This window comes from Bradyrhizobium sp. Ash2021, assembly GCF_031202265.1.
Taxonomy (GTDB): Bacteria; Pseudomonadota; Alphaproteobacteria; order Rhizobiales; family Xanthobacteraceae; genus Bradyrhizobium.
In genome coordinates, this window is sequence record NZ_CP100604.1 from 2,876,089 (window position 1) to 2,901,048 (window position 24,960).

The following is a 24,960-nucleotide window of genomic DNA, read 5'->3' on the forward strand; positions in this document are numbered from 1 at the left end:
CGGCGTACGAAACGCCCGTGCGAGGAGCGGCTAATCTAGGCGGTCATCAGCCGCTCGGAAAGAGCCCCGGGCGGGCCGCGCGCGCCGGGGTCAGTTGATCCGGACGATCCGATCGGCCGCGGCGGGCGCGACCGGACTATGGATGCGGAAATAGATATCCAGCGCATCGACATCGTAGACGCCGAACTGTGGCGCCTTTCCGTCCCTGAACACGGTAAAGCCGTCGCCGCCGACGGAGAGGAAATTATTGACCGTCACGCGATAGCTTGCCGCGGGATCGATCGGTGTCCCATTCAGCGACATCCGATCGGCGAGGATGCGATCGCCATCCGGCCTGGCGCTGTCCCAGGCGTAGGCGAATCCTTTCGAGATCTGCAGAATCCGCGGCCGTTTCGGGTCAAGCCATTGCTGCTCGAGCATGTCCTTGATCTGTTTTCCGGTCAGCGTCAGCGTGACCAGCTGGTTGCGGAACGGCTGGCTCGCGAAGATATCGGCGTAGGTGACCCGGCCGTCTTCTTTCCGGGCGATGTCGGTGCGCACGCCGCCCGGATTGGTGAAGGCCATCACGGCGCCGCCGTTGGCCCCCGCGCTGGTCGCGGCCAGCTGCGCATCGGCGACGATGTCGCCGAGCGGGCTCTCGCCGGCGTTGTTGGGGACGCGCGACAGCGTGTCGGTCACCGAACCTGCCGGACGGTTGGCGAGCGGTGCTGCGACCTTGTCGTAAGCTTCGAGCAACGCGGTCTGTTCGGCGTCCTTGGCAAGGGTCGCGGTGCGAACGATGGTGTTGTCGGCTTTGGCGCTGACGACGTCGCGCGTAACCGGATCGAGCTTGAGATCGATCGCGGTGACCAGCGTGCCGTATTTGTCGCCCGAGGTGACCAGCCGTCCGTCGATCTCGCAGACGTAGGCCTGATGGGTATGGCCGGAGACCACGACATCGACGGCGCGATCGAATTTCCTGACGATGTCGACGATCGGGCCGGAAATGCCCGGGCACTCGTTGTAGTCGCCGGTCGGCGTGCCGCCTTCATGGATCAGCACCACGATGGCTTCGACACCGCGCGCCTTCAATTCCGGGACCAGCGCGTTCACCGTGTCCGCCTCGTCGCGGAATTCGAGCCCGGCCGCGCTCACCGGCGAGATGATGTTCGGCGTGCCCTTCAAGGTCAGGCCGATGAAGGCGACCGGGATGCCCTCGAACGTCCTGATTTCGTAAGGCGGAAACACCGTTTTGCCGGTGCCGGTGTCGATCGTGCTGGCGGCGAGATAGTGGAATTTGGCGCCGGGGAAGGGGTGCGGCCCCTGGCACTTGTCGACCGGATGGCAGCCGCCGTTCTGCATCCGCAGCAACTCGTCCTTGCCCTCGTCGAATTCGTGATTACCGACGGAGGAAAGCGCCAGCCCCATCATCGACAGCGATTCAATGGTCGGCTCATCGTGGAACATCGCCGACAGGAACGGGCTCGCGCCGATCAGGTCACCGGCCGAGACGAAGATCGTATTGCTGTGACCCTCGCGGAGCTGATTGACCAGCGTCGCCATACGTTCGGCGCCGCCCGCGGGCACCATGATCTTCTTGGTCCGGTCGTTGGGATCGGCGATTCTGATTCCGCCCGGCGGCGGGCGAAGGTTGCCGTGAAAATCGTTGATCGCGAGAATCCGCAATTCGACCGGCGCGGCGGTCTGGGCGTCGCAGGGGGCGGTGGCGACGGCGGCGAGCGACGGGATTGCGGCGACGAGGAGCGCAAGGCGGAAGCATCTCATGACGTGACCATGGAGCGGCGGCACAACATTTTTGCGACGCAGCCGTTCACTCCTTCGTGCGTGCGACGAACGCCTGGAAGGCGGAGATCGCCTCGGTGGAACGCATCCGCTCGGTGAACAGATGGTTCTCCTGATCGATCCGGCGGGTAACGTCCTCGGGCGGCAATTTCAACAGCCGCCGCGAAATCGCCACCGCTTCCGCCGGCAGTGCGCAGATCTCGCGCGCCACCTTGCGCGCCTCGACCTCCGCATGGCCGGGCGCCACCACGACGTTGACGAAGCCGGCGACGCGCGCTTCGTCGGCCGTCATGGTGCGCCCCATCACCAGCATCGCAAACGCCCGCTGCTGACCCATGCTGCGCGGCATCAGCAGGCTCGATGCCCCCTCCGGCACCAGGCCGAAATTACTGAAGGGCGTCGAAAACGTCGCGGTCTTGCTGGCGAGCACGTAATCGCAGTGGAACAGCATGGTGGTGCCGATGCCCATCGCGACGCCGTCCACGGCCGCGACGATCGGCTTGACGTTGTGCGCCAGCGAATAAAGAAACTTGACCAGGTTGGAGGCGCGCGGCGGGTCGGTCCTGGAGGTGCCCTCGTGCAGGAGATCCTCGATGTCGTTGCCCGCGGTGAACACGCCGGAGCCGCCGGTGATGATGATGCAGCGGATATTCGGATTGTTCTGCGCCTTGTCGATCGCATCGCTCATCTCGCGATACATTTCCTGCGTGATCGCGTTCTTCTTTTCGGGCCGGCGCAGCCGGATCACGCGCGCGGCGGCTTCGTCGGTGACTATGACATGCGCGGTCATGCAGCTGTCCCTGAAACATGCGGCGACGGCGCCGCTGGCGAGTCATCAGCTGCTATCCTACATGATCCCTGCAAAGGCCCAACTGCCCGCGCCCGGTTTTTCGGGGAAACAACCTTAAAGGATTATGCAATGCAGCTGGCCGGAATTCACCATGTGACGGCGATTTCCGCAAAGCCGCGCGAGAATTTGGCGTTCTATACCGGCCTGCTCGGGATGCGGCTGGTGAAGAAGACCGTCAATCAGGACGACGTCAGCGCCTACCATCTGTTCTACGCCGACGGCAAAGCCAACCCCGGGACCGACCTGACCTTTTTCGATTTTCCGGCCGCCCCCGAGCGGCGCGGAAGCAACAGCGTTTCGCGCACCGGCCTGCGCGTCGCGGGCGAAAACAGCCTTGGTTACTGGCGGGATAGGCTGAAACAGGCGGGCGGGCACAGCGGCGATATCGTCGAAGTCGACGGCCGGCTGACCTTGCCGTTCGAGGATGGCGAGGGCCAGCGGCTGGTGCTGGTCGATGATGGCGGGGTCGGACCGGCCGCGCCGTGGGAGCGCAGCGCGGTGCCGGCCGAGCACCAGATTCGCGGGCTCGGTCCGATCGTGCTCAACGTGCACGACCTGGCGCGGACCGCTGACGTGCTGACCGGGGTCATGAACATGCGCCGCCTGCGCGATTATGCCGCGCCTGATGCGAACGCGCAGGTCCATGTGTTTGCGATGGGCGAGGGCGGTCCGGCCGCCGAACTGCATCTGATCGGGGCTAAGGATTTGCCGGTGGCGCGGCAGGGCGCCGGCGGCGTGCATCACGTCGCGTTCCGCACGCCGGACGAGGCGCAGTATCACGCCTGGACGCAGCGGCTGACCGAGCTTCGCGTGCCCAATAGCGGCGAGATCGACCGTTTCTATTTCCGCAGCCTTTATTTCCGCGAGCCCAACGGCATCCTGTTCGAGATCGCGACCGACGGCCCGGGCTTCGCCACCGACGAGCCGATGGACACGCTCGGCGAAAAACTGGCGCTGCCGCCATTCCTCGAACCGCGCCGCGCGGCGATCGAGGCAGGGCTGAAGCCGCTGGGGTGAATGCAACACTCGCTGGATGGGCAGAGCCAGCGGGTCGCGCGAATGCGCGCCGGTGATGAACTCCGCGAAACCTGTCGCAATGTATTTTGGCGGGTTACGGCTTCGCCCTAACTCACCCCGCGTGCTTCAAGCGGAAACATCCGGAAATGATCGTGCCACAATTGCTACGATCGCCGGTCACGCGGGACTCCGTCATTGCCTCATGCGCCCCGACGGACTTCCGCCTTGATCGATCTGCGACGTTGCTCCGGGACGCAACTCATGCTCTCGTCGGCTGGGCGATGCTGCGGATCGCGTTACCGGGATGAATGATTTGACCGAGCCGCAATTCGTACGTCACTCACCCGGGCTAACGGTAGGCGAGATTGCGGCCTTGACCGGCGCCGAGCTTCAGGGTGTCACAAACCACGCACAGCGAATGACGAATGTCGCGCCGATCGACCTTGCAGAGGCGGGCGACCTGACCTTTGTGGATAACGCGAAATTTGCCGGGGCGCTGACCTCGACGCGGGCCGGCGCCGTGTTGATAAACCAGCATTTCCAGTCTCTTGTGCCGAGCGGACTGGTCGTATTGCTGACATCGGAGCCCTATAAAGGCTTCGTGCTGGTGGCGCGCGAACTCCATCCTCATACATTGCGGCCGGCGTCGCTGTTCGAGACCGACGGAATCGCCTCGAACGCATCCGTCCATGCCTCCGCCCGACTCGCGCGCGGTGTGACCGCTGATCCCGGTGCTGTCATCGGACCTCGGGCCAGCATCGGCGCTGGAACGTTGATCGGGGCCAACGCCGTCATTGGGCCGGACGTCCGGATCGGACAGAACTGTTCGATCGGTCCAGGCAGTTCGATCACGAATGCGATCATTGGCGATCGGGTCATTATTCATCCGGGTTGCCACATCGGCCAGGACGGGTTCGGCTTCATCATGGGCGCCACCGGACATCTGAAGGTGCCGCAGGTCGGCATTGTCGCGATTGAACATGATGTCGAGATCGGGGCGGGGACGACGGTCGATCGCGGCGGGATTCGCAATACGGTTATTGGCGAGGGGACCAAGATCGATAACCTCGTCCAGATCGCCCACAACGTTGTTATCGGTCGTCATTGCATCATCGCCGGTCAATCCGGGTTGAGTGGCAGCGTCACCCTGGGAGACTTCGTCGTGCTCGGCGCCCGCGTCGGTATTCGCCAGCACATCACTGTCGGAAGCGGCGCCCGGCTTGCGGCGAGATCCTCGGTGATGCGTGACGTTCCGGCAGGGGCGCTCTGGGGCGGCTTTCCCAACGCCAAGCCGCTCCGACAATTTCTGCGCGAGGTGGTTACGCTCGAGCAGCTGGCCTCACCCATCGTCAAACTGACGGCGCCTGAGTAGATTTGCGGTCATTTGCTCCAGGTCAAAGCTGGCCGTCCGAAACCGATATAGGTTTTGCACATACCGAACGGTCTCAGGGGTAGGAGACGCAGCTACGGTTGGCGGAGTTCCCGGACTCCGGGGCATTCCGGGCTCCGTCTGTATCCAGTAGCCTGTAGGATGGGTAGAGCGCAGCGAAACCCATCAGATGCAGTGAAGGCGATGGGTTTCGCGGAGTTTATCATCGGGCGCGCATTCGCGCGACCCGTTGGCTCTACCCATCCTACGATTCTGAACGCCCAGTAGCGAGGTGCGCGGTAGCCGGACATCAATATTCGCTGGGCACGTGTCCAAATCGCCGAAGCACTTTCCTGACGTTGAACATGCCGATCTCGAAATCGCTGGTGCGGCTGAACGCGACCGCACCCGCATGGCCAAAGGTTTTCCAGAGCCCTTGCGCGCGCTGGATCGCCTCGGCGGGGCTCGCGCAGCTGATGGGATCGCCGGCCACGATCTCGCCATCGACGTAGTCGCACGGCACGACCATGAACTGGGTGATCTCGGTCATGTCTCCGCTTCCTCCGTGAAGCCGCAGTCGCGCCAACGCCGCCGCCGTCTTTTGCCTGTCAATTTATTGGCGGCAACGGCCTCCCGATTTGATGCAAATCAAACCGAAAAGCCCGTACCATTTCGCTCTGCCGTATCTAAGAAGATATTCCTAATTATATACCTGCAACCCCAAGGCCCAGTGCTAGTATGTGGCGGCGCTTTTTCGATTCGCTTGACGGCGTATCATTTGGAGCTTTCGATTGCGTATGAGCGCACGCAAGCAAATCACTGTGGCTGAAGATATTTGGGCGCTTCTCGACAGCTATCCGACCGGCGCGCGCGCCGTAAGTTCAGGGCGCACGCCGATACGCACTGCCAAGGCCGACAGATCAAAACGCAAATCTAAAAGATTGCGCGCGATACCCTCAACTTCCGACAGCGGAACCTTTTCAGAGACCGCGGACAAGCGTCGGCCGCGCACACGGATTGCTTTTCGCTCTGCCAACCCTTGAACTGGACTAGATCCCCAAAGGCCGTGAACTATCCCGTTGCGCTGGATACTAGCCTTTTCGATTCGTTCCAGTAGTTTGGCGAGATTGTCCGCTTCGGCTTTGTCTGCGACGGCTCCCCGCAATGCCAGGATTCGCAGTATCGTCAGCTTGTTTTGGAAGCTAAGGTTGCTGGTGATTACGAGCCCGCGATCAGGGCTTATCTCATAAAGTCCGAGTATCGTCAGTTCCATTACCATCTCGATGGCCTGCCAATTAACGACGACAGCGCCAATCGCCCGAAGGTGGTTATCCTGTATGACCGACAAAGGCTGAGACATGGCGACAAAACCAACCGATCAATACAGCCGCGCTGAAACGGAGCGCCGCTTCAAGGCTGCGCTACAGGGCGCATTCAACACGCCGGCAAAGCCGCTAAAGTCTATCAAGGTGCCCATCAAGAAGCGGGTGACGAAAAAGAAAACCGCCAAATAAGCGTAGTGCGTTGCGCCAAAGGAAGTCCAAGCCTTATCACACCACTACGCGTCTTGGCTGGAAGGGTTGCGGATGGCCAAATTCAAATTCTTTGTCACACCCGCTGCATTGCCATTTGTCGCGTCCAGTTGCAGCCGAACGAAACTTGAACTGCAAAATAGACTTCTGTCGCTTCTCATAACAATTGGGACATATGCGATGCGAAGGTTCTTCGTTGGATGCCTCCGGCTTCAAGGCATAAGCAAAAGAATTCCCTCCAAAGTCGGTCAGCGCATACCGCTTCTTCTCAGCTTCCCACTGTTCAAAGCCAGCCACTTCTTTTTCAAGGTTGTGTACGCGCTCAACCAGCGCAGATTGCGATTGTTGTGCGGACAGGATCTTTTCCTGAAGTTCTATAACCGCCGCGTTGCGGCGGGCGGTATCGTCGATGTCCTTAAGTCCCTTCGCGATATCGAACGCGGTCTTAAGAGCGCCTATTCCAGCGAATACTTCTGCCACCATCGGACTGACCCCTGATGGCCGCGCAAGGCTTGACGTGAATCGCGAACGCGACGATAGATAAAGCGCGATTAGCGCACCGCCCTGCATCGGCGGTTAAGTTTATGCCCCGGGACGCTTCCAACGTCCCGGGGTAACTACTTTAGGGTGATTCGCCGCTTGCGCCGAGTCTTAAGGCGCTTTTTGCGCCAGCGCAGAAAGCGCCGCGCCTTAAAATGGAATGACTTTGAAACGAGGTTGACGATACGTCAGCCGCTTGCCTTCTGCGCCTTTGATGGCAAGGGCCGCGCGTTCCCCGTCGCTATAGCCAAGCAGGGTGCGGTGGTTGTAACGGAAATCGAACTCCGCAAGATAGCGGTGTAAATGCTTTTCGTCGCAATGCTGATAGACGCCCTTCATGCCGCGCTTGAAGATTGAGAAAAAGCCCTCAACGCTATTCGTGTTCACGTCGCCGCGCGCATATTCCTTGGCGCTGTGCTTCACGGTCTCATGCGAAGCGAAATGCTGATCCGCACCGTGATAAAGCTTGCTTTCGTCCGTGTGCAGCCGCGCCTCGTGTGAGACGTTATCGGTGACGATCTTGGCAACCGTTGCCTTGTCCGCCACCGCAACATGGAACGATCGCACGTTGCCGCCGCGCTCGACCAAAGACACGATTGCGCGACTGTTGCGCTTCGTGCTTCCCTTGAGGTATGGCCGTCCTTTGCGAGCCGGCGAAACGTAGCTGACGTCCGGCTTTCCAAAATAGGTTTCGTCAGCCTCGGCGCAAAGCGCCGCCCGATAATAAATTCCGCGAAACCAGGAAATCTTCGAATCGTCTCCTTCGAAATGAACGCGAACGTGCAGGGAGCCGTCACGGAGCTGAAACCGGCTTCGTCGCACAAATCACCAGCCCCGCCACCGGCGCGCCTGCCTCCATGCGCAATTCGGCCGGGACGATCTTCGACTGCAGGCCCGAGAACGTCAGCAATTGCTCCACATAGGCCTGGGTATGGCTGTAACGGCCGTGCAACTCCAGACGGTAACCGGCATCGGCGCGGTCTCCGGTCGCGTGCTCGAGCGTAAACACCAAACGCCCATTCGGGCGCAGTGTTTCCGCGAAGGCCGCGACGATGTCCTTCAGGTCGCCGAAATACACCAGCGTGTCGGCCGACACGATCAGGTCGAAGGCTTCGCTGTTGTCGCGCAAATATTCGCCCAATTCGGCTTTCATCAGGGCGTGGTAGACGTTCTTGTCCTTTGCGTGCGCCAGCATGCCTTCGGACAGGTCCACGCCGACCAGCCGGCGTGCAAAAGGCGCGATCAGCGCGCCGCAAAGGCCGGTTCCGCACCCGGCATCCAGCACGTCGAGGCGATGCAAAGGTTCAAGGCCGCAATCTTCCACCATGGCAGCGACCAGCGCCGGCGCGCGATACGACAGCCGCGCGAGCTTGGCTTCGAAGCTCGCTGCAAAACCGTCGAAGGTTGTCTCGATGAAGCCATTTGACGCACGTTCAGGCACGTCCCGGCCGGTGCAGGCCGCCAGCATGTGCCGCGCAACCGGATTGTCCGGCTCCTCTTCGAGCCATTGCTCGAGGATCTCGGTCGCCTTGTCGACCTCACCCAGCGTGCAGTGCGCCAGCGCCAGCAGCTTGCGCGCTTCGGGATGCTTCGGCCGGAGCGTGATCGCCTTGCAGTAGCACGCTGCGGCCTCTTCGGTTCGCTTCAGTCCGTTGAGCAGAATGCCGAGGTTGGCGTAGGCGTCGATGTGCTCGGGGGCCGCCCGGATCGCTGCGCGATAGGCGGCCTCCGCTTCGACCGGCCGTCCGACTGCGCGCAGCAGCACGCCGAGATTGTTGTGGGCATTGGCGTGTCCGGGATCGATTTCGATCGCACGCCGGTACGCGTCGATGGCGGGGTCCAGCCTTTGGTCCGATTGAAAGACGATGCCGAGATTGCTGTGCCAGTCCGCCTGATCCGGCACCAGTGCGACGCTTCGTTCGATGAGCGCGACGGCTTCCTCGTTTCGCCCCTGCTGGTGGGCGAGCACGCCGGCATAGTGCAGCGCGCGGGGATGATCGGGGGCGGTGTCGAGCACGCGCCGGTAGACCTCGCCGGCGGCAGCGAGCTGCTCGCTTTTCTGCAAGACGATCGCGACCGAAACCGCCTCTTCGAGCGTCAACTCATGCGTCGATAATTCTGACGGCTCCATGAGCTGTCCGGGCAGTCCTCGGCCCGTCTCCGGTCGAATGCGGTCCTAGCCGGCTTTGCTGGCCTTGATGTCGAACTTGAAATGGACCCCTGCGTCGAGCGACCCGTCGGGATTTTGCGGCTTGTACTCCAGGTCGATCTTGGAAAAGGCGAGCGTCACGTTCTCCGACCCTGACCCGCCGCTGCTGTCGGCGAGCGAGACACCGGTGATGATGATGTCGTTCATCTTGATGATGAGGAATTCCTGCTGGCTTTTTCCCGCCTTGCGCTGCGTGATGGTGGCTTCCTTCAGGTGCGTACCCGTCGCGCACGCCTGCATCAGCTGCGGAGACGCCTTGTCGATGGTGTGGGTGAAGGAAAGATCGTGGAAGGTCGCCCTGCCGGCGCCGCCACCGCCACCACCAACGGTCGCCGTCGTTGCCACACCCCAGGAGAACGACAGCACCTCGATTTCGTCCTTGTGCTTGTCGTCGAGGGATTCCCCCTTGATGTCCCCGATCTTTGCAAAAATGTCTGATGCCATCTGGATCACCTGACCAATATGCCGTCCAATTGACGGCCGACAGACCACGAAGGCGGCAAAAAGCTAGGCTGCAATCAGCCAGGTGTCAATGTTCCAGCGGAGAAACCAAGGGTTGTGCGATGCCGTCGGAGGCAGCCGGTTCTGGAACAGACTGCAACCTCCGGTAGCGCCGACGGAGCGAAATGCAATGCGCTCGCCGGCGGCCCGCACGGAGTCCGCCTCGATCTATCGAGTGCAATTCCCCTACGGACTACGGACTGATGCTAAAATCTGCCCGACGGGCAAATCAAAAAAACCTGTCCAGCCCCCTTCGAAAAAATATTCCGCTTGTCGCGTCGGGCAAATCAGTGGTGTTTCTCCGCGCGTCTCACCCGACAAGAGGGGCGGCTCGCGATCGTCACGAAACGCGCGGTGGGATGCGGTGGACGCGGATGCTGCGACTGACGAGCGTGGCTGATGCGGACGGCGAAGTCGTGTGGTCCTGACGCCCCGACGCTGGCGTCAAGTTCTTGAGAAGCAAACGCTTCTCAGGGGCGACGGTGGCAAGAAAGCCCGTTCACCGGGGAGAGCGCGAAGTAAGCCGTAAAACCATTGCGCAGGGAAGGCCGGATGCTCTCCGCTGAACCTGTATGCTCGTGTGCGTGTTCTTGTGCACATTTTGCACGCGAGACCGCGGGTGCAGCGCGCACCCGGCTTTCCCTGCGCCCTCTGTTCTCAGGGGGCGAAACGATCATGCAAGACTCGGGCGCATAGTGCCGCGGGAACGCGAGACCATGCCTGGAATACTGACCGTCATTGCGAGCGAAGCGAAGCAATCCATTTCGCACCGCAAATTGTGGTTGAGAGAGAATGGATTGCTTCGTCGCGGAGCCTGTCATCGGGCGCGCATTCGCGCGACCCGTTGGCTCCTCGTAATGACGAGGAAATTACCCCAGCAGCACCGCGTCGGCGCCGTTCACCGCGTCGGCGCTGTCGGTCACCGTCTTCTCCAGCGAACCGGCCTGCACGGTGATGTTCTCGGCAAAGAACCGCGCCACCGCGACGTAGCGCTGCGGATCGCTGCCGTTTCGATCGCTGCGCGCGGCGAGGGCTTCGCCGGCCAGCATGCAGCCGCCGAGCGTGGAGCCGAACAGGCGCAGATAGGGCGTCGCACCGGCCAGCGCATCGTTCGGGGCCGAGGTGACGCGCTCCAGCAGCCATTTGCTGGCGCGCTCCAGCGATCCCAGCGCGTCGCGCAGTTTCGCGCCCGTGGTGCCGAAGGCGGGATCGTTCGACGTCTCGACCTGCTTGACGATGGCGGAGAGCTCGTCGAGCAGCGCCCAGACCGATGCGCCGCCATTGGCCGCGAGCTTGCGCGTGACGAGGTCGATCGACTGGATGCCGTTGGTGCCCTCATAGATCGCGGTGATGCGCGCGTCGCGGTAGTGCTGCGCCGCGCCGGTCTCCTCGATGAATCCCATGCCGCCGTGAACCTGCACGCCGAGATAGGCCACTTCATTGCCGATGTCGGTGGAGAAGGCCTTTGCGACCGGCGTCAGCAGCGCGCCGCGCGCGGCGGCGTCGGCGCGGACTTTCGCGTCCTTGGCGCGCACGGAAATGTCGAGCGCTACCGCCGTGGCGTAGCAGATCGAGCGCGCTGCCGCGGTCAGGCTGCGCATCTGCATCAGCATGCGCTTGATGTCGGGGTGCACGATGATCGGATCCATCCCGTTGCCCTCCTTGCCGACGGCGCGGCCCTGCCGGCGCTCCTGCGCATAGGCCAGCGCCTGCTGATAGGCGCGGTCGGCCACGCCGACGCCTTCGAGGCCGACGCCGAGCCGCGCCTGGTTCATCATCGTGAACATGCAGCGCATCCCGGCGTTTTCCTCGCCGACCAGGTAGCCGATCGCGCCGCCATGGTCGCCCATGGTCATGGTGCAGGTGGGGGAAGCATGCATGCCGAGCTTGTGCTCGACGCCGCTCGCATAGATGTCGTTGCGCGCGCCCAGCGAGCCGTCGGCATTGACGAGGAATTTTGGAATAAGAAAGAGAGAAATGCCCCTGGTGCCGGCAGGCGCATCGGGCAGTCGCGCGAGCACGAAATGCACGATGTTATCGGTCATGTCGTGGTCGCCATAGGTGATGAAGATCTTCGTGCCCTTGATGCGATAGCTGCCGTCGGGGGCGCGCTCGGCGCGGCTACGCAAGGCGCCGACATCCGATCCGGCCTGCGACTCCGTCAACTGCATGGTGCCGGTCCATTCGCCGGTGACGAGCTTTTCGAGATAGATCTTCTTCAGTTCCTCGCTGCCATGGGCGTCGAGCGCCTCGATTGCGGAGAGCGTCAGCAGCGGGCAGAGACCGAAAGCGACGTTCGACGCGCTCCAGATTTCGGTGCAGGCGGCGTTGATCGCGAGCGGCAGGCCCTGGCCGCCAAACGCTTCCGGACCCGACACCGCGTTCCAGCCGGCCGCGGTCCAGCGCTGGTACGCATCGGGCCAGCCGGGAGCGGTCGTCACTTTGCCGTCGTCGAGCTTGATGCCGTGTTCGTCGCCGACCTTGTTGAGCGGCGCCAGCACGTCGCTGGCGAACTTGCCGGCTTCCTCCAGCACGGCGGCGATGATGTCGCCGTCGAAATCGCCGTAATGGCCGGCCGCGAGCGCCGCCTCCAGGCCGGCGCCGTGATTGAGGGCGAGCAGGATGTCATTGATCGGCGCGCGGTAGGTCATGGCGTTACTCCCGACGGAACATTTGGCCGCCGTCTTCCCATGAAACCGGCGCGCCCTCAACTCTCCGTAGGGCAAAATCCGGGACGGACCGGGACGACGGCCCGGGGCCGGCCGCTTTCGGTGCGTTCCGGCGCCAAAACCCGCCATTATAGCGGGTTAAACCCTCCCGGCCGATTTGAGCGAATTTCACCCTCCGGGCTGTTGAAATGGCTCAACTCCCCCTATAGACCGGCGTTACCGGATCGGAACCTGGGCGACGGTCGTCCCACGCGTTCCCTGAACGGTACGTTGGGGCGTAGCCAAGCGGTAAGGCAGCGGATTTTGATTCCGCCATTCGGAGGTTCGATCCCTCCCGCCCCAGCCAGTCAGTCTGGCGTTCGACCAGGCTCCCCGAGACACGCGAGAATAGGCCGGAAATCCCGGCTTTTCGCGCATTCGATTTCGTCTCTGGACTCCCGGATCGCCGAACTTGAGGGGGAAATCGCCGAAAGTCTCCGGTCTTGTCCGCGGATATTCCCGTTTGAGAGCAGCAGCGCGTGTGCGGGAACGTGTTGCTCGATGCGGGCCCACAAGTCCTGCTTGAATTCCACCCGTTCCGGACCATTCTCCTGCACGAGATCAGCGCTGGCGACAGCGCGATCAAGGTCGGCCTCGAAACGCAATTTCCTCGTCAGATCTTCGGTAGACAGGCGTAAAGCCCTGAGCGTCGGAGAGGCTTTGCGAATGTAATCATTCACGACCGCTTCAACGTTATCGCGCGGATCGTTGACAATTACCGTAAGACCGTGTGCAAGAAAAACCGCGGTCCACGACGCCCCGATTACGCCCGCGCCGATGACGGCAACTGTTGAGTAGCGCTCTAGAACATCCGAAGAAGCGGTCTCGTTCATGGTATGCTCACTTCATTTTGCTTCGCCGGGGGCGTTGGCCGGCTCGGCAAGATAATCGTAAATCAGTGTCGCCGGTGACAACGTCAGGTCAGTGAGAATGTGGCTGGCGGAGATGATCTCGCGCACAGGCAAATCGGCAAACGGCGCCAGCGCATGCTCGAACAACTGCAGTCGGGCAGGCCCGATCCAGGCACCCTGGACCGTCACATTGGTGATCTGGGTGCGTACCAGTTCGCAGATGCGCGGCCGTCCGGAGTAACCCGGCAAGATCTTGAGCATGAATGTCGGAACGCCGACTTCCTGGCGTGCTTTTTCGAGATCGAGTGGTTTGTGCTTGTATCCCATCGTGGCGGTGGCAACCCTAAGGACGCCATAATCCAGGGTGCCTACTAGTGTTCTGTCACTGACATTTGAATCCCAACTTGTCGCGAACATGATTCACTCGCGGCATGGGAAATGACTTGATTGTACTTGATCGCAAGGCTCGCAGGGAACTGGAGCAACTGCTCACCGATGGAAACACGGCTCAGAAGATCGCCAAGCGAGCGAGGATCGTGCTGATGACGGCGGACGGTCATGGCGTCGTGGCGATTATGCGTGAGGTCGGGGTTTCGAAGACCACCGTCTGGCGCTGGCAGGACTATTTTGCCGAGGCCGGCGTCGATGGTCTGATCAAAGGCCGCTCCAAGCCGCCTGGCCGAAAGCCGCTCAGCGCTGCCATGAAGCTCAAGGTCGTCGAGAAGACCGTGAAGGAGCGTCCCGCCAATGCCACGCACTGGAGCGTGCGGTCGATGGCGGAAGAAATGGGCATCAGCCACACGAGCGTGCAGCGCATCTGGGCCGAACACGGCCTCAAGCCGCATCTCGTGCGCAGCTTCAAGATCTCCAACGATCCCGACTTCGTCGCGAAGGTCGAGGACATCGTCGGCCTTTACGTCGATCCGCCGGAGAAGGCGCTGGTGCTTTCCGTCGATGAGAAGAGCCAAATCCAGGCACTCGACCGCACGCAGCCGGGTTTGCCCTTGAAAAAGGGCCGTGCCGGCACGATGACCCATGATTACAAGCGCAACGGCACCACAACACTCTTCGCCGCGCTCGATGTGGCGGCCGGTACCGTCATCGGCGAATGTCTGGCACGCCATCGGGCAGACGAGTTCCTGTCGTTTCTGAAAACAATCGACCGCGAGACGCCCGCACATCTCGATCTGCATCTGATCCTCGACAACTACGCCACCCACAAGACGCCGGCCGTGAAGCGCTGGTTGGCGCGACACAAACGCTTCACACTGCACTTCACGCCGACATCCTGTTCCTGGCTCAACCTCGTCGAGCGGCTCTTCGCCGAAATCACTCGCCAGCGCATCCGGCGAGGAACCTTCAACGACGTCACCGAACTCAAGACCGCGATTGACGAGTGGATCGAGCATCGAAACCAAAACCCAAAGCCCTTCAAGTGGACCGCCAGCGCCAAATCCATCCTCGCAAAGCACCGCCGAGCCAAAAAAGCGCTCGCCATCGCAAAAGCGGGATGCAAATGAATGAGTCAGAACACTCACAGTGGTTCTGACTGGTTGATTTTGAGCCAATTTAGGATGGGCAGGTGGTTTGGAGCAACGAGGATTTGGATGCTCCTTGGGACGCCGGGTTGACGCCGAATGAGGCCATTTCGTTCGAGGGTCACGATCATCTGATGGACCGAGGGCGGGCTTACTTGGAAGTGGCGCTGCATGTCGGTCTCGGCGGGCGCGCGTCGGAACATGTGCGAGTAAGTGTAGATGAAAGCCAGGTACTGACCTTGCTTTTCGGTGAAGCCTCGATCGCTGGGGCTGCGAGCGGCGCCTGATTTTTGATTCATTTGTCGATTCGTCCGGTCTTCCGACAGGGAGGTCGAGATGAATCTACGTTATCGGGTCGAATTGAGCCAAGCCGAACGCTGTGAACTCACCGTGATGTTGAGCAAAGGCACCCGAGCCGCCCGCAAGCTCAAGCGCGCCCAGATTCTGCTGGCGGCTGATGCTGGCCGCAGCGATGAAGAGATTGCCCGCACCGTGGCAGTGGGCGGTTCCACTGTGTACCGGACCAAGCGGCGCTTCGTGGAAGGCAATCTGGAACGGGCGCTGAGCGAGGAGCCTCGCCCTGGGGCAGAGCGCAAGCTCACCGGCAAGGAGGAAGCCCTGCTGGTGGCAACGGCTTGCGCAAACCCTCCCGAGGGTCGCGCCCGCTGGACGCTGGAGCTTTTGGCCGACGCCATGGTCAAGCTCACCGGGCACAACAGCCTGTCGAGCGAGACGGTGCGGCGGCGGCTGGCCGAAAACGGCCTCAAGCCATGGCGCAAGGATATGTGGTGCATTCCAAAGGTCGACGGCGAATACGTTGCCCGCATGGAAGACGTGCTCGACCTCTATGCCGAAACGCCCGATCCCGGCCGGCCGGTGGTCTGCTTCGACGAGAGCCCGGTCCAACTTATCGGTGAGGTGCGCCAGCCGATCCCGGCCGAGCCGGGTCAACTCGAACGCTACGATTGTGAGTACCGCCGCAACGGCACCGTCAATCTCTTCGTCTGCGTCGACGTGCACCGGCCCTGGCGCAAGGTCAAGGTCACCGAGCGACGGGCGGCGGAAGACTACGCCCAATGCATGCGCGAACTGGTCGATGTCCATTATCCCGATGCCGCGTGCATCCGGGTCGTGCAGGACAACCTATCGACCCACTCAGCCGGCGCCCTCTATGCGGCATTCGCACCCGCCGAAGCCCGGCGCATCTTGCGCCGGCTGGAGTTCCACTACACCCCCAAGCATGCCAGTTGGCTCAACATGGTCGAGATCGAGATCGGCGTCCTCCGCGGCCAGTGCCTGGACCGCAGAATCGACGATCCCAAGCGTCTGATCAGCGAAATCGCCGCATGGGAGCAGCAACGAAACGCCACCGCTGCCCGCATCAAATGGATGTTCACAACCGAAAAAGCCCGCGCCAAAATGGGCCGCGCTTATCCAATTACATCCAAAGAGTCATAATCACTGTGTCGAGGTACTAGTGTATCGGAATCGACGAAGAGCTTTGCCGACCCCAACTTCTTGGGAAAAGCGCTGAGTTCACGGCCTGCGGCGATCGCCGGAAGATTATCTAGATACATTGCCAACAGAAATTCGCCTTGCTCCTGGCCCATGCGCACAACTGCGGCCTGGCCGCATTCGACGTAGGCGCCATACCCGGTCGTGTCGGGCATTTTCATTACTTCGAACCGAACCAGCGGCTGATCGATTTCGAGTGGTTCCGGTACCAGGTTTTCGAGCGCCTCGCGGTCGGTCCGGTAGGTGATGTTAAGGTATTCCCGCCGCTTGAACCGATGTGGACCCTGCACGAACGCCGGCGCACCAATCGGTGTCGTATACTGCTTGAGAACATCTTTCTTTTTCATTCGTCCGCTCACTCATCGCCGTTGCACGTGAATGCCGCGATCATCATCCGCAAATCGATGGCCTCACGAATTGAACCGGCCGGAGGCAACGTTTGCAGCGTCGAAAACTACTGCTGGCCTTCGTATTTGAAAGAAACCCTGACCTTCGCCCGGTAGGCCTCGACCTTGCCATCTGTGATTTGCATGTCGAGTTCGACAACTTCGGCCACGCGAAGATCTCGCAGACTTTGCGAAGCCCGTTCTACAGCAACCCGTGCCGCCTTTTCCCAGGACTCGGTGCTGGTGCCGACCAATTCGATAAGTTTATAAACGCTATCAGCCATGGCTTCCTCCCTTGTGATTGTTCTATTTTCGACCCCACGTGGATCGTCGCGCAAGCGATAACGCGTCGTCCGATCGGGGAACGGCCGGCCACCGCGACTCAGGCCGACCGCTGTGCGGCCTTCGCTTCCTTTATTTCGATCTTTTTCACCTTTGGCCCTTCTCTGCTCGCTGCGATTTTCAAGCGTTCAAATTCATCTGCCAAGAAATCCACCAGCTTTTCGATGTCGGGAACGGCGGTTCGGCAGGCGATCAACCCGAAATCGAGATTATCCAAATAGCTTTGGACGGTGATATTGAGGACGCTGCCGTTCGATGGAATCGAGACCGGGAAGTAGTTGATCATGCTCGCGCCTGCGCAATAGAGCGTTTCTCTCGGCCCCGGCACGTTCGAAATCAGGACGTTCACGATGGCCGGCAGTCGCTCGGCAAGCTTGGCTTCTCCCATCAACCGTGCCATGCCGGTGATGATGATTGGCGCGCCCAGCCAGGTCATATCGGTCGGAATGACGTCGCGAATGTCCTCGAGCCGCTTCTTGGAATCGGTCGATGAGGCGACGATCGCCTCCAGGCGGCGTATCGGATCGGCAATGTCGGTAGCGAGATTGCACAGCATCGCCGTAACCTGGTTGTTCATATCGGCGTTGCCGGCCTTTCGCAGCGAAACCGGTACCGCTGCGATCAGCGGCCCATCGGGAAGTGCGCTCCTGGTTTCCAGATAACGGCGCAGTGCGCCCGCACTGATCGTCATGACAACGTCGTTCACCTTCGACTTTGTCAGCTTGGCTACAGCCTTCACTTCACGAAGCGAGATGGTGCAGGTTCCAAATGATCGCTGGCTCGACAGTGACGCATTTAGAAGGGTTTTCGGTGCAAGCGGAAGCAAGCGAGGTGGGTTCGCCAGATCCTCCGTAACGCGTTGTCCCACCTTCGCGATCGCTTTGCCGATATCGGGCCAAGACTGGTAGAACTCCCGCTGCTGGGTGAAAAACTTCGCGTAGGAATCGCTGATCAGCTCGAAGAGCTCGGGAGTCCTGCTGTCCTTGGCTGTCGGGGAGGGCGGTTGTGCGGGTTCGGGATCGGGTGAGGTAGCGAATATGACGGGAAGCGCAGCCATGCCCGCGCCGCCGTCGATACCGGCGTGGTGCATCTTGATGTAGATGGCGAAGCCACCGCTCTCCAGACCCTCAATCACATAGTACTGCCAGAGCGGTCGGGCGCGATCGAGCAGGATCATGTGCAGTCGCGCAACCAGGGTCTCGAGTTGCCCGCGTGTTCCTGGCTTCGGCAACGAAACGTGGCGGAAATGATAGTCAAGATCAAGATTGTCGTCGTGAACCAGACCGGGTGATCGAGCTGGATCGGCGTCAAAGCCAGCTTGCGCTCGAAGAAAGGAACGAGATGAAGCCGGGCCTTGAGATGGTCACGAAACGCCGCGAAAACGTCGCTATCCGCGGGGGGTGGATCGAAGATTGCCAGGCCGGCAACATGCATTGGAGATTCCGGTGTTTCGCCGTACAGAAAGCTGGCATCGAGAGCTGACAACCTGTCCATGGTATCCTCCCATCCGTTTATGAGCCTCAATCGCGGTGTCCAGTCGGGCTGCGCACTCAAGGCTAGTTGCTCTTCTCCATGATGATTGCCGGGTTCGATTGTTCATCTGCCGCCCGACAATGCGTGGCGATCGCTTCGACGAGAATGGGAATGAGGCCGGTGGCAATGTCATGGCCCATTCCGGGAATAACCGTTAGGGTCGAACCCGGAATTTGGGCTGCGGTATGCCGGCCGGCTTCGACGGGAACGAGCGGATCGTCAGCACCGTGAAGGACAAGAGTCGGAACGGAAAGCTTCTGGAGCATCTCGACGCGCGAGCCGCTCGCCACGATCGCCGCGAACTGCCGGCCTACTCCTGCTGGATAGTAGGATCGGTCGAAGGCCGCGCCGACCTTGGCTCGTAATTCGTCGTCCGGTGTCGGAAAGCCCGGACTGCCGATCGCCCTGTAGATCCTCATGCCGTGCTCAGTTGCCAACTCGCGGTCGCTGCCATCCGGACGGGCTAGCATGATCGCGGTCATCGCTTCGGGCTTCGCCTGCGGCAGACCGGGGTCGCCGCTCGACGACATGATGGAAACCAGACTTCTTACGCGATTGGGGTGTTTTGCCGCCACGATCTGCGCGATCATGCCGCCCATAGACGCTCCGACAACATGGGCTTTCTCGATCGCCAAGCGATCCATTAGGCCGATGGTATCACCGGCCATATCAGTCAGGTCGTAAGGCGGATTGATTTTCTCGCCAGCCATCACGCGCTGCAGGACCGCGCCGAGGTCGACCGGCGGCGCAGCCTCGAACTTGGTCGACAGCCCAACATCGCGATTGTCGAAGCGGACAACCCGGAGGCCATGGGCGGCGAGGCTGTCGCAGAACGCCTCCGGCCAGGCAATCATTTGCGTGGCGAGGCCCATGATGAGCAGGATGGCCGGATTGTCCCGGTTACCTCTGTCGTCGTATGCGATCTCCATTCCATTGACTGATATGACTGGCATTCATACTCCACTCTACTCGCGGGCATCGAGGCGTCTAGCTCAAACCTCCAGCCATTCTTTTCGGACCGCGGCGTTGCTTGTCAGATTCGCGGGTGTTCCCTCGAAAACGATGCGACCGTGGCCCATCACGTAAACGCGGTGCGATATCCGCATGGCGATTGAGAGCTTCTGTTCGACAAGCAAAATAGCCACCCCGCGTCGTGCGATTTCTGCGATCAGGTCGCCGACCTGATGAACGATGAGGGGCGCCAACCCTTCAGTCGGCTCATCGATCATGATCAGTTCAGGGTCACCCATCAGCGTGCGGCACATCGTCAGCATCTGCTTCTCGCCGCCCGACATGACACCGGCGGCGGTATCCGCACGCGCCGCGAGGTTAGGAAACATTTGCAGCATGTCGTCGAGCCGCCATTTGCCGGGTTTGCGCGGGTCCTTGATGCCGAGCATCAGGTTTTGACGTACGGTGAGGCTTGGAAAAATATCGCGGTGCTCAGGAACGTATCCGAGGCCGAGATGGGCAATTTGATAGCTCGGCATCCCCGCTATGTCAGTTCCTTTGAACCGGATCGTACCCTGCGGCGGCACTTCTCCCATGATCGCCTTGACGGTCGTCGAGCGACCGACGCCGTTCCGGCCGAGCAGGCTAACGACTTCGCCGGCATCGATCCGCAGATCGACGCCCTGGAGGATATGGCTCTTGCCGTAGTAGGCGTGCAGGTCCTTGACCTCGAGCATCAGGCTGCCTCCTCGCCGAGATAGGCTTCCTTGACCTTGGGATCCGACCTAATCTGATCCGGCCTTCCGGTCGCAATGATGTGGCCATAGACCAGCACCGAAATTCGGTCGGCCAGTCCGAACACGACGCTCATGTCATGCTCTACGATCACCAATGTTCGTCCCTCAGTGAGGCGGCGAATGAGCGAAACTGCCCGCTCCGTTTCCGCGTGGCTCATGCCAGCGGTCGGCTCGTCGAGGAGGATGACGTCGGCGCCGCCGGCAATGGTAATGCCGATTTCCAGCGCGCGCTGTTCGGCATATGTTAGCAGCCCGGCCGGTACGTCGCGGCGTGCAGCCAGACCGATGTCCGAGAGCACCTGCGCCGTTCGGTCGCGGACTTCCTTTAGATTATCGATGTTCTTCCAGAACGAGTAATGATGGCCGTCGGTCCAGAGCACCGCGCAACGCAGATTTTCCCAAACGGTCATATTGGCGAATACGTTCGTTACCTGAAAGCTGCGCGATAATCCGCGACGGTTGATCTGATAGGGCGGAAGGCCGGAAATCGGCTCGCCGCGGAGCTTGACGCTTCCGGAGGTGGGCGCCATGTAGCCGCTGATGAGATTGAACGTTGTCGATTTGCCCGCACCATTGGGGCCAATGAGCGCGTGCCGTTCGCCCTGTGCTACGCTTAAGTTCAGGTCGCGGATGATCGAGATGTTGCCGAAGCTTTTTTGCACGTCCTTCAGCTCTATGGCGGGCTGGGTCATGCGTGGTATCCCCTTGCATGCGCCGCCATGAGCGCGTCGTCCCACGCGTGCGCAAGCCTGCGCCAAGTCTCCCGCGCAACGATGAATCCGGCGATTATCAGGAACAGAGCAATGATCCACGTGATCGGACTCGAGGCGTTGAAGTTCATGCCGAAGGCTTTGATATTTGGGTCATCGCCCGGGTTCACGGTGTGATGTACGATAGTTTCGAGCGCGAGAACGAGACCTGCGACCAATGCAAGCGTCGGAACGAGGGCTATCAAATAGGACGGCAATACCTTACCCAATGTGCCGCCCTTGAGCAGCGGCCGGTGCATCATCAGAAGCCCTGTGAGGCCTCCGGGCGCAAACGTCACGACCGCTATGAAAAACAGTCCGAAGTAGAGCTGCCAGACCGATGTCAGATCGCTTAAGCTCAGCGATAGCACGGTAACGAATATGGCTCCGACAATCGGTCCAATAAAATAGCCAATGCCACCGATATACGTCGAAAACAACACAGTTCCGGACTGTACGGCGCCGAGATAGGCCGAGTTGTCGATTTCAAAATTGATCGCGGCCAGGGCTCCCGCGATGCCGGCAAAGAAGCCGGCGAAGCAAAAGGCCAGATAACGAACGACGTGGGGGTTATAGCCAACGAACTGAACGCGCTCAGGATTGTCACGCACGGCATTGCACATGCGGCCAAGCGGGGTGCGCGTCAGCGCGTACATGGCGATGACCGCCAGCAACGTCCATGCCGCGATCAGATAGTAGATTTGAATTTGAGGTCCGAAATTCCAGTCGAAAACCCGAAACAATTTGGTACGGTTCGCTGAGATGCCGGCTTCGCCCCCGAAGAACGTGCGCAAGATGAGGGCCGACGAGGCGATCAGCTCGGCAACGCCAAGTGAAATCATCGCGAACGCCGTTCCGCTGCGCTGGGTCGAGACCCATCCAAGCAGTGCAGCGAAGAACAATCCGGCCAGGCCGCCGACCAGAGGAACGACGGGCAACGGGATCGGAAGTGTGTTGGCGCTGATGATGTTGATGGCATGAATCACGAGAAAGCCGCCAAGGCCGTAATAAACGGCGTGTCCGAACGAAAGCAGTCCGGTTTGGCCGAGCAGGATGTTATAGGATAGGGAGAAAATGATGGAGATGCCGATCAGACTAAAGGTCGTCAGAGCGCCCCCCGAACTGAAAATCTTCGGCAGCACCAACAGCATCAGCGCTGTGGCAACCCAGATGCCATAGAATTTCAGTTTTTCGCTGAAGGCCGGGTAGGGCGGCGCTACGCTTGAAGTCAATTCGCTCATGTTTCACGTGTTCCCAGCAGGCCCATCGGACGAAAGATCAGAATGAGAACCAGCAGTACATAGGGCATGATCGGCGCGATCTGAGCGACCGTGACGCCCCAGATGTCTGCCAGCCAGGTTTGCGCGTAGGTCGGACTTAGCGGGCCAAGCGCGCCGGCAAGTGAGCCATTCATCGAGACCGCGAAAGTCTGGACGAGGCCAATCAGCAGGGATGCAACGAAGGCGCCCGGTAGCGAACCGAGTCCTCCAACGACCACGACCACGAACAGGATCGGTCCAAGTAGTGCCGCCATGTTCGACTGCGTCACCAGCGCGGGGCCTGCGATCACGCCAGCGACGGCGGCGAGCGCCGTACCGACGCCGAACACCAGCATGAAGATGCGCCCGACATTGTGGCCGAGATGCCCGACCATATGCGGATGGGTAAGGGCTGCTTGGACGATCAAGCCGATGCGCGACTTCTTGAGGACCACTAGCAGGCCGACAAAGATCGCTATCGATACCAGCAGCATGAACATCTTATAGGCCGGGTAATTGGTCGAGAAGATTCTAAAAGCGGGAAAATCCAATGACGCCGGAATGCGGAAATCGACAGGGCTTTTGCCCCAGACGATCTGCACGATCTCCTCGATTGCGAAGGCCAGGCCGAACGTAAACAGGAGCTCCGCGACATGACCGTTACGGTGAACCCGTCGCAGCCCAAATCGCTCGACTGCCGCACCGAGCGCTCCTGCCAGCAATGGAGCGGTGAAGAGCGCGGGCCAGAAGCCAACCCATCGGCTGATCTGGAAGCCAAAAAATGCGCCGAGCATGTAGAAGCTTGCATGCGCGAAATTGAGAACGCCGAGCATGCTGAAGATGACGGTCAGGCCGCTTGCCATCAAAAACAGCAGCATTCCGAATAGAACGCCGTTCAGCGTGGATATGACGACAAGTTCTAGCACGACACTCCACTCCCGAGAGATGAGCCGACCTCGCTCCGGCGAGCGCCGGAGCGCACGAAGTTTGCGCGGTGACGCCGGTTAGTTCGGGCGCTCCATCTTGCAGGTGGTGGGGAGCATGGTCTGCTCCGGATCGATCTTCGCAGCTTGCCGCCAGCCCCAACCGGTCTTTTCCTCGTCGAACAGCTCTTTTTCCGTGCGATCGCCGAACGAGGCGATATACATGGGCTGGAAGAACTGGTGATCGTCCTTCCGCATGGTGCCCTTGCCGCCGTCATAGACGTCGAATTCCATGCCTTCGAGCGCTGCGGCAACCTTGACCGGATCGAGCGACTTGGCCTTTTCCGCCGCGGCCGCAAACATCCTCATCTCGTTGACGGCGCGCGGATAGAACAGGCTGAAATCATATTTCGCCCGCAGCGCCTTCTCGAAAGCGTCCGCCGCCGGATTGCCGAGATTCGGAATACCCTCGGCGATCTGGAAGACCTGATGATTGAGGTTCGCCTGCTTGATCGCGGTGGGACCGCCGGTGCCGCCCGCATAGTAGGTGTACCAGTTCACCTTTAGTCCCGCGTCGGCACTAGCTTTGAGGAGCAGCGCAAAATCCTGCCCCCAGTTGCCGGTGATGACGCTGTCAGCACCAGACGCCTTGATCTTCGCAACGTACGGTGCGAAGTCGGTAATCTTCAGCAACGGATGCAATTCGTCGCCGACGATCTCAATGTCCGGCCGCTTCGCCTTGAGCATGCTCTTTGCAGCGGAGCGGACCGATTCGCCGAACGAATAGTCCTGGTTGATCAGATAAAGCTTCTTGATGGCTGAAGCGCTCTTCATGTAGTTCGTGAGCGCTTCCATCTTGATGTCGGAATTTGCATCCCAACGGAAATGCCAGAAGCTGCACTTTGCATTGGTGAGCACCGGATCCACCGCGGCGTAATTGAAATAGAGGATCTCTTTGCCGGGATTACGTTCGTTATATTTTGACACGAAATCCGTCAGCGCACCGGCGACTGACGACCCGTTGCCCTGGGTGATGTAGCGCACGCCGGCGTCGATCGCCTTCTGCGCCTGAATCAGGCTTTCTTGAGGATTGGTCTTATTGTCGAGGGGAACGATCTCGACCTTCTTGCCGAGAATGCCGCCCTTGGCATTCAACTCGTCAGCGAGAAATTGGAAGGTCTTGAAGCCGACCTCGCCGACGCTGGCACCGCCTCCCGAGAGCGGATCGATGTAGCCGATTTTGACCGTCTCTTGCGCAAGCGCCGCACCGCCGAGCATAGGCAACAAGGCAGCAGCTATCATCCACTGACGCATGGCACTCCTCCCTCTTGGTCGCTCTTTTTCGAATTTTCGAAGGCTCGTAAGAATCGCCAACCGCGAAAAAAACAGACCGGAAGACGAATGCCTTCTGTTTCGCAAGTGTTGTCCAATACCCCGAAGGCCGCAACCGAATAAATTGAACCGACGTTTGAAGCGTCAGGAATTTCATCCGGGGCTTGCCGGCAAGGCTGGCATCCCAGCGGGCTTGGCTTCGAGAAGGATGGCGGCACATTGTTTGCGATGCGCGCCGCGCGTGATCGCGAGAAAAACTTTCAGGACTACGGAGCT

General features: G+C 60.6%; 24 protein-coding genes, 1 tRNA gene and 2 pseudogenes. 6 read left to right on the forward strand and 21 right to left on the reverse strand.

The features are described 5' to 3' along the window. Positions 1 to 90 precede the first annotated feature (90 nt). Together NL528_RS13855 and NL528_RS13860 are read right to left on the reverse strand one after the other, a co-directional pair. Positions 91 to 1,764 carry a bifunctional metallophosphatase/5'-nucleotidase gene (locus NL528_RS13855; RefSeq protein WP_309183209.1) on the reverse strand — a complete coding sequence of 558 codons (1,674 nt, stop codon included), beginning with the start codon at positions 1,762 to 1,764 and terminating at the stop codon, positions 91 to 93. 46 nt (positions 1,765 to 1,810) lie between these two features. After that, a complete protein-coding gene (locus NL528_RS13860; RefSeq protein WP_309183210.1) occupies positions 1,811 to 2,572 on the reverse strand; it encodes an enoyl-CoA hydratase-related protein in 762 nt (253 codons plus the stop codon). 129 nt (positions 2,573 to 2,701) lie between these two features. On the opposite strand from NL528_RS13860, the gene NL528_RS13865 reads away from it, so the two are divergent. After that, positions 2,702 to 3,649, forward strand: a complete 948-nt coding sequence (locus tag NL528_RS13865; RefSeq protein ID WP_309183211.1) for a ring-cleaving dioxygenase — start codon at positions 2,702 to 2,704, stop codon at positions 3,647 to 3,649. Positions 3,650 to 3,962: 313 nt separating this feature from the next. Further along, complete coding sequence (lpxD, locus tag NL528_RS13870) at positions 3,963 to 5,021, forward strand: UDP-3-O-(3-hydroxymyristoyl)glucosamine N-acyltransferase (RefSeq protein ID WP_309184892.1); 1,059 nt, start codon at positions 3,963 to 3,965, stop codon at positions 5,019 to 5,021. A gap of 307 nt (positions 5,022 to 5,328) precedes the next feature. Here lpxD and NL528_RS13875 read toward each other — a convergent pair whose 3' ends face one another. Together NL528_RS13875 and NL528_RS13880 are read right to left on the reverse strand one after the other, a co-directional pair. Further along, a complete protein-coding gene (locus NL528_RS13875; protein WP_309183212.1) occupies positions 5,329 to 5,568 on the reverse strand; it encodes a hypothetical protein in 240 nt (79 codons plus the stop codon). Between the two features lie 303 nt (positions 5,569 to 5,871). Beyond that, positions 5,872 to 6,291: a hypothetical protein gene (locus tag NL528_RS13880; RefSeq protein WP_309183213.1), complete on the reverse strand. Its 420-nt coding sequence runs from the start codon at positions 6,289 to 6,291 to the stop codon at positions 5,872 to 5,874. A gap of 85 nt (positions 6,292 to 6,376) precedes the next feature. On the opposite strand from NL528_RS13880, the gene NL528_RS13885 reads away from it, so the two are divergent. Beyond that, positions 6,377 to 6,532, forward strand: coding sequence for a hypothetical protein (locus NL528_RS13885; RefSeq protein ID WP_309183214.1), 156 nt, complete (start codon positions 6,377 to 6,379; stop codon positions 6,530 to 6,532). Between the two features lie 36 nt (positions 6,533 to 6,568). On the opposite strand, the gene NL528_RS13890 is transcribed toward NL528_RS13885, so the two are convergent. From NL528_RS13890 to NL528_RS13910, 5 genes and pseudogenes are all read right to left on the reverse strand, one after another. Then, positions 6,569 to 7,033 (reverse strand): hypothetical protein, encoded by a 465-nt coding sequence (locus NL528_RS13890; RefSeq protein WP_309183215.1) that lies wholly within the window; start codon positions 7,031 to 7,033, stop codon positions 6,569 to 6,571. Positions 7,034 to 7,240: 207 nt separating this feature from the next. Continuing rightward, a pseudogene (locus tag NL528_RS13895) lies at positions 7,241 to 7,792 on the reverse strand (IS1595 family transposase); the annotation flags it as partial. Positions 7,793 to 7,883: 91 nt separating this feature from the next. After that, positions 7,884 to 9,221: a tetratricopeptide repeat protein gene (locus NL528_RS13900; protein ID WP_309183216.1), complete on the reverse strand. Its 1,338-nt coding sequence runs from the start codon at positions 9,219 to 9,221 to the stop codon at positions 7,884 to 7,886. 45 nt (positions 9,222 to 9,266) lie between these two features. After that, entirely contained in the window at positions 9,267 to 9,743 is a 477-nt protein-coding gene (locus tag NL528_RS13905) for a type VI secretion system tube protein Hcp (RefSeq protein ID WP_309183217.1), read from the reverse strand. Positions 9,744 to 10,669: 926 nt separating this feature from the next. Further along, positions 10,670 to 12,451, reverse strand: a complete 1,782-nt coding sequence (locus tag NL528_RS13910; RefSeq protein WP_309183218.1) for an acyl-CoA dehydrogenase — start codon at positions 12,449 to 12,451, stop codon at positions 10,670 to 10,672. A 289-nt stretch (positions 12,452 to 12,740) separates the two neighbouring features. On the opposite strand from NL528_RS13910, the gene NL528_RS13915 reads away from it, so the two are divergent. Beyond that, positions 12,741 to 12,815 (forward strand) — tRNA-Gln (locus NL528_RS13915). A 1-nt stretch (position 12,816) separates the two neighbouring features. On the opposite strand, the gene NL528_RS13920 is transcribed toward NL528_RS13915, so the two are convergent. Together NL528_RS13920 and NL528_RS13925 are read right to left on the reverse strand one after the other, a co-directional pair. Next, on the reverse strand, positions 12,817 to 13,341 hold the full coding sequence (locus tag NL528_RS13920; RefSeq protein WP_309183219.1) for a 3-hydroxyacyl-CoA dehydrogenase NAD-binding domain-containing protein: 525 nt from the start codon (positions 13,339 to 13,341) through the stop codon (positions 12,817 to 12,819). Positions 13,342 to 13,353: 12 nt separating this feature from the next. Then, positions 13,354 to 13,776 carry an acetoacetate decarboxylase gene (locus NL528_RS13925; RefSeq protein ID WP_309183220.1) on the reverse strand — a complete coding sequence of 141 codons (423 nt, stop codon included), beginning with the start codon at positions 13,774 to 13,776 and terminating at the stop codon, positions 13,354 to 13,356. Positions 13,777 to 13,790: 14 nt separating this feature from the next. Here NL528_RS13925 and NL528_RS13930 point away from each other — a divergent pair, with 14 nt between their 5' ends. Further along, a complete protein-coding gene (locus tag NL528_RS13930; RefSeq protein ID WP_309183221.1) occupies positions 13,791 to 14,879 on the forward strand; it encodes an IS630 family transposase in 1,089 nt (362 codons plus the stop codon). Positions 14,880 to 14,893: 14 nt separating this feature from the next. Here NL528_RS13930 and NL528_RS13935 read toward each other — a convergent pair whose 3' ends face one another. Continuing rightward, on the reverse strand, positions 14,894 to 15,196 hold the full coding sequence (locus tag NL528_RS13935; RefSeq protein ID WP_309183222.1) for a helix-turn-helix domain-containing protein: 303 nt from the start codon (positions 15,194 to 15,196) through the stop codon (positions 14,894 to 14,896). Between the two features lie 37 nt (positions 15,197 to 15,233). Between NL528_RS13935 and NL528_RS13940 the strand changes: the two genes are divergently transcribed. Then, a complete protein-coding gene (locus NL528_RS13940) occupies positions 15,234 to 16,355 on the forward strand; it encodes an IS630 family transposase (protein WP_309183223.1) in 1,122 nt (373 codons plus the stop codon). Here the strand turns inward: NL528_RS13940 and NL528_RS13945 are convergent. The 9 genes and pseudogenes from NL528_RS13945 to NL528_RS13990 all read right to left on the reverse strand — a co-directional run bounded on the left by NL528_RS13945 (position 16,328) and on the right by NL528_RS13990 (position 24,666). Then, positions 16,328 to 16,759 (reverse strand): acetoacetate decarboxylase, encoded by a 432-nt coding sequence (locus NL528_RS13945; protein ID WP_309183224.1) that lies wholly within the window; start codon positions 16,757 to 16,759, stop codon positions 16,328 to 16,330. The genes NL528_RS13940 and NL528_RS13945 overlap by 28 nt on opposite strands. Positions 16,760 to 16,866: 107 nt before the next feature. Continuing rightward, a complete protein-coding gene (locus tag NL528_RS13950) occupies positions 16,867 to 17,082 on the reverse strand; it encodes a dodecin family protein (protein WP_309183225.1) in 216 nt (71 codons plus the stop codon). 98 nt (positions 17,083 to 17,180) lie between these two features. Then, positions 17,181 to 18,634 (reverse strand): annotated as a pseudogene (locus NL528_RS13955) (wax ester/triacylglycerol synthase family O-acyltransferase). A 62-nt stretch (positions 18,635 to 18,696) separates the two neighbouring features. Next, complete coding sequence (locus NL528_RS13965; RefSeq protein WP_309183228.1) at positions 18,697 to 19,626, reverse strand: alpha/beta hydrolase; 930 nt, start codon at positions 19,624 to 19,626, stop codon at positions 18,697 to 18,699. Between the two features lie 39 nt (positions 19,627 to 19,665). Further along, positions 19,666 to 20,361: an ABC transporter ATP-binding protein gene (locus tag NL528_RS13970; RefSeq protein ID WP_309183229.1), complete on the reverse strand. Its 696-nt coding sequence runs from the start codon at positions 20,359 to 20,361 to the stop codon at positions 19,666 to 19,668. Further along, a complete protein-coding gene (locus NL528_RS13975) occupies positions 20,361 to 21,113 on the reverse strand; it encodes an ABC transporter ATP-binding protein (RefSeq protein ID WP_309183230.1) in 753 nt (250 codons plus the stop codon). Before NL528_RS13975 ends, NL528_RS13970 begins: the two co-directional genes overlap by 1 nt. Continuing rightward, entirely contained in the window at positions 21,110 to 22,411 is a 1,302-nt protein-coding gene (locus NL528_RS13980) for a branched-chain amino acid ABC transporter permease (RefSeq protein WP_309183231.1), read from the reverse strand. The genes NL528_RS13975 and NL528_RS13980 overlap by 4 nt, the downstream gene beginning before the upstream one ends. Further along, positions 22,408 to 23,355, reverse strand: a complete 948-nt coding sequence (locus NL528_RS13985) for a branched-chain amino acid ABC transporter permease (RefSeq protein WP_309183232.1) — start codon at positions 23,353 to 23,355, stop codon at positions 22,408 to 22,410. The genes NL528_RS13980 and NL528_RS13985 overlap by 4 nt, the downstream gene beginning before the upstream one ends. Positions 23,356 to 23,433: 78 nt before the next feature. Beyond that, the gene (locus NL528_RS13990) at positions 23,434 to 24,666 is read right to left on the reverse strand and encodes a branched-chain amino acid ABC transporter substrate-binding protein (RefSeq protein WP_309183233.1); all 1,233 of its coding nucleotides are present in this window, start codon (positions 24,664 to 24,666) and stop codon (positions 23,434 to 23,436) included. Positions 24,667 to 24,960: the final 294 nt, after the last annotated feature.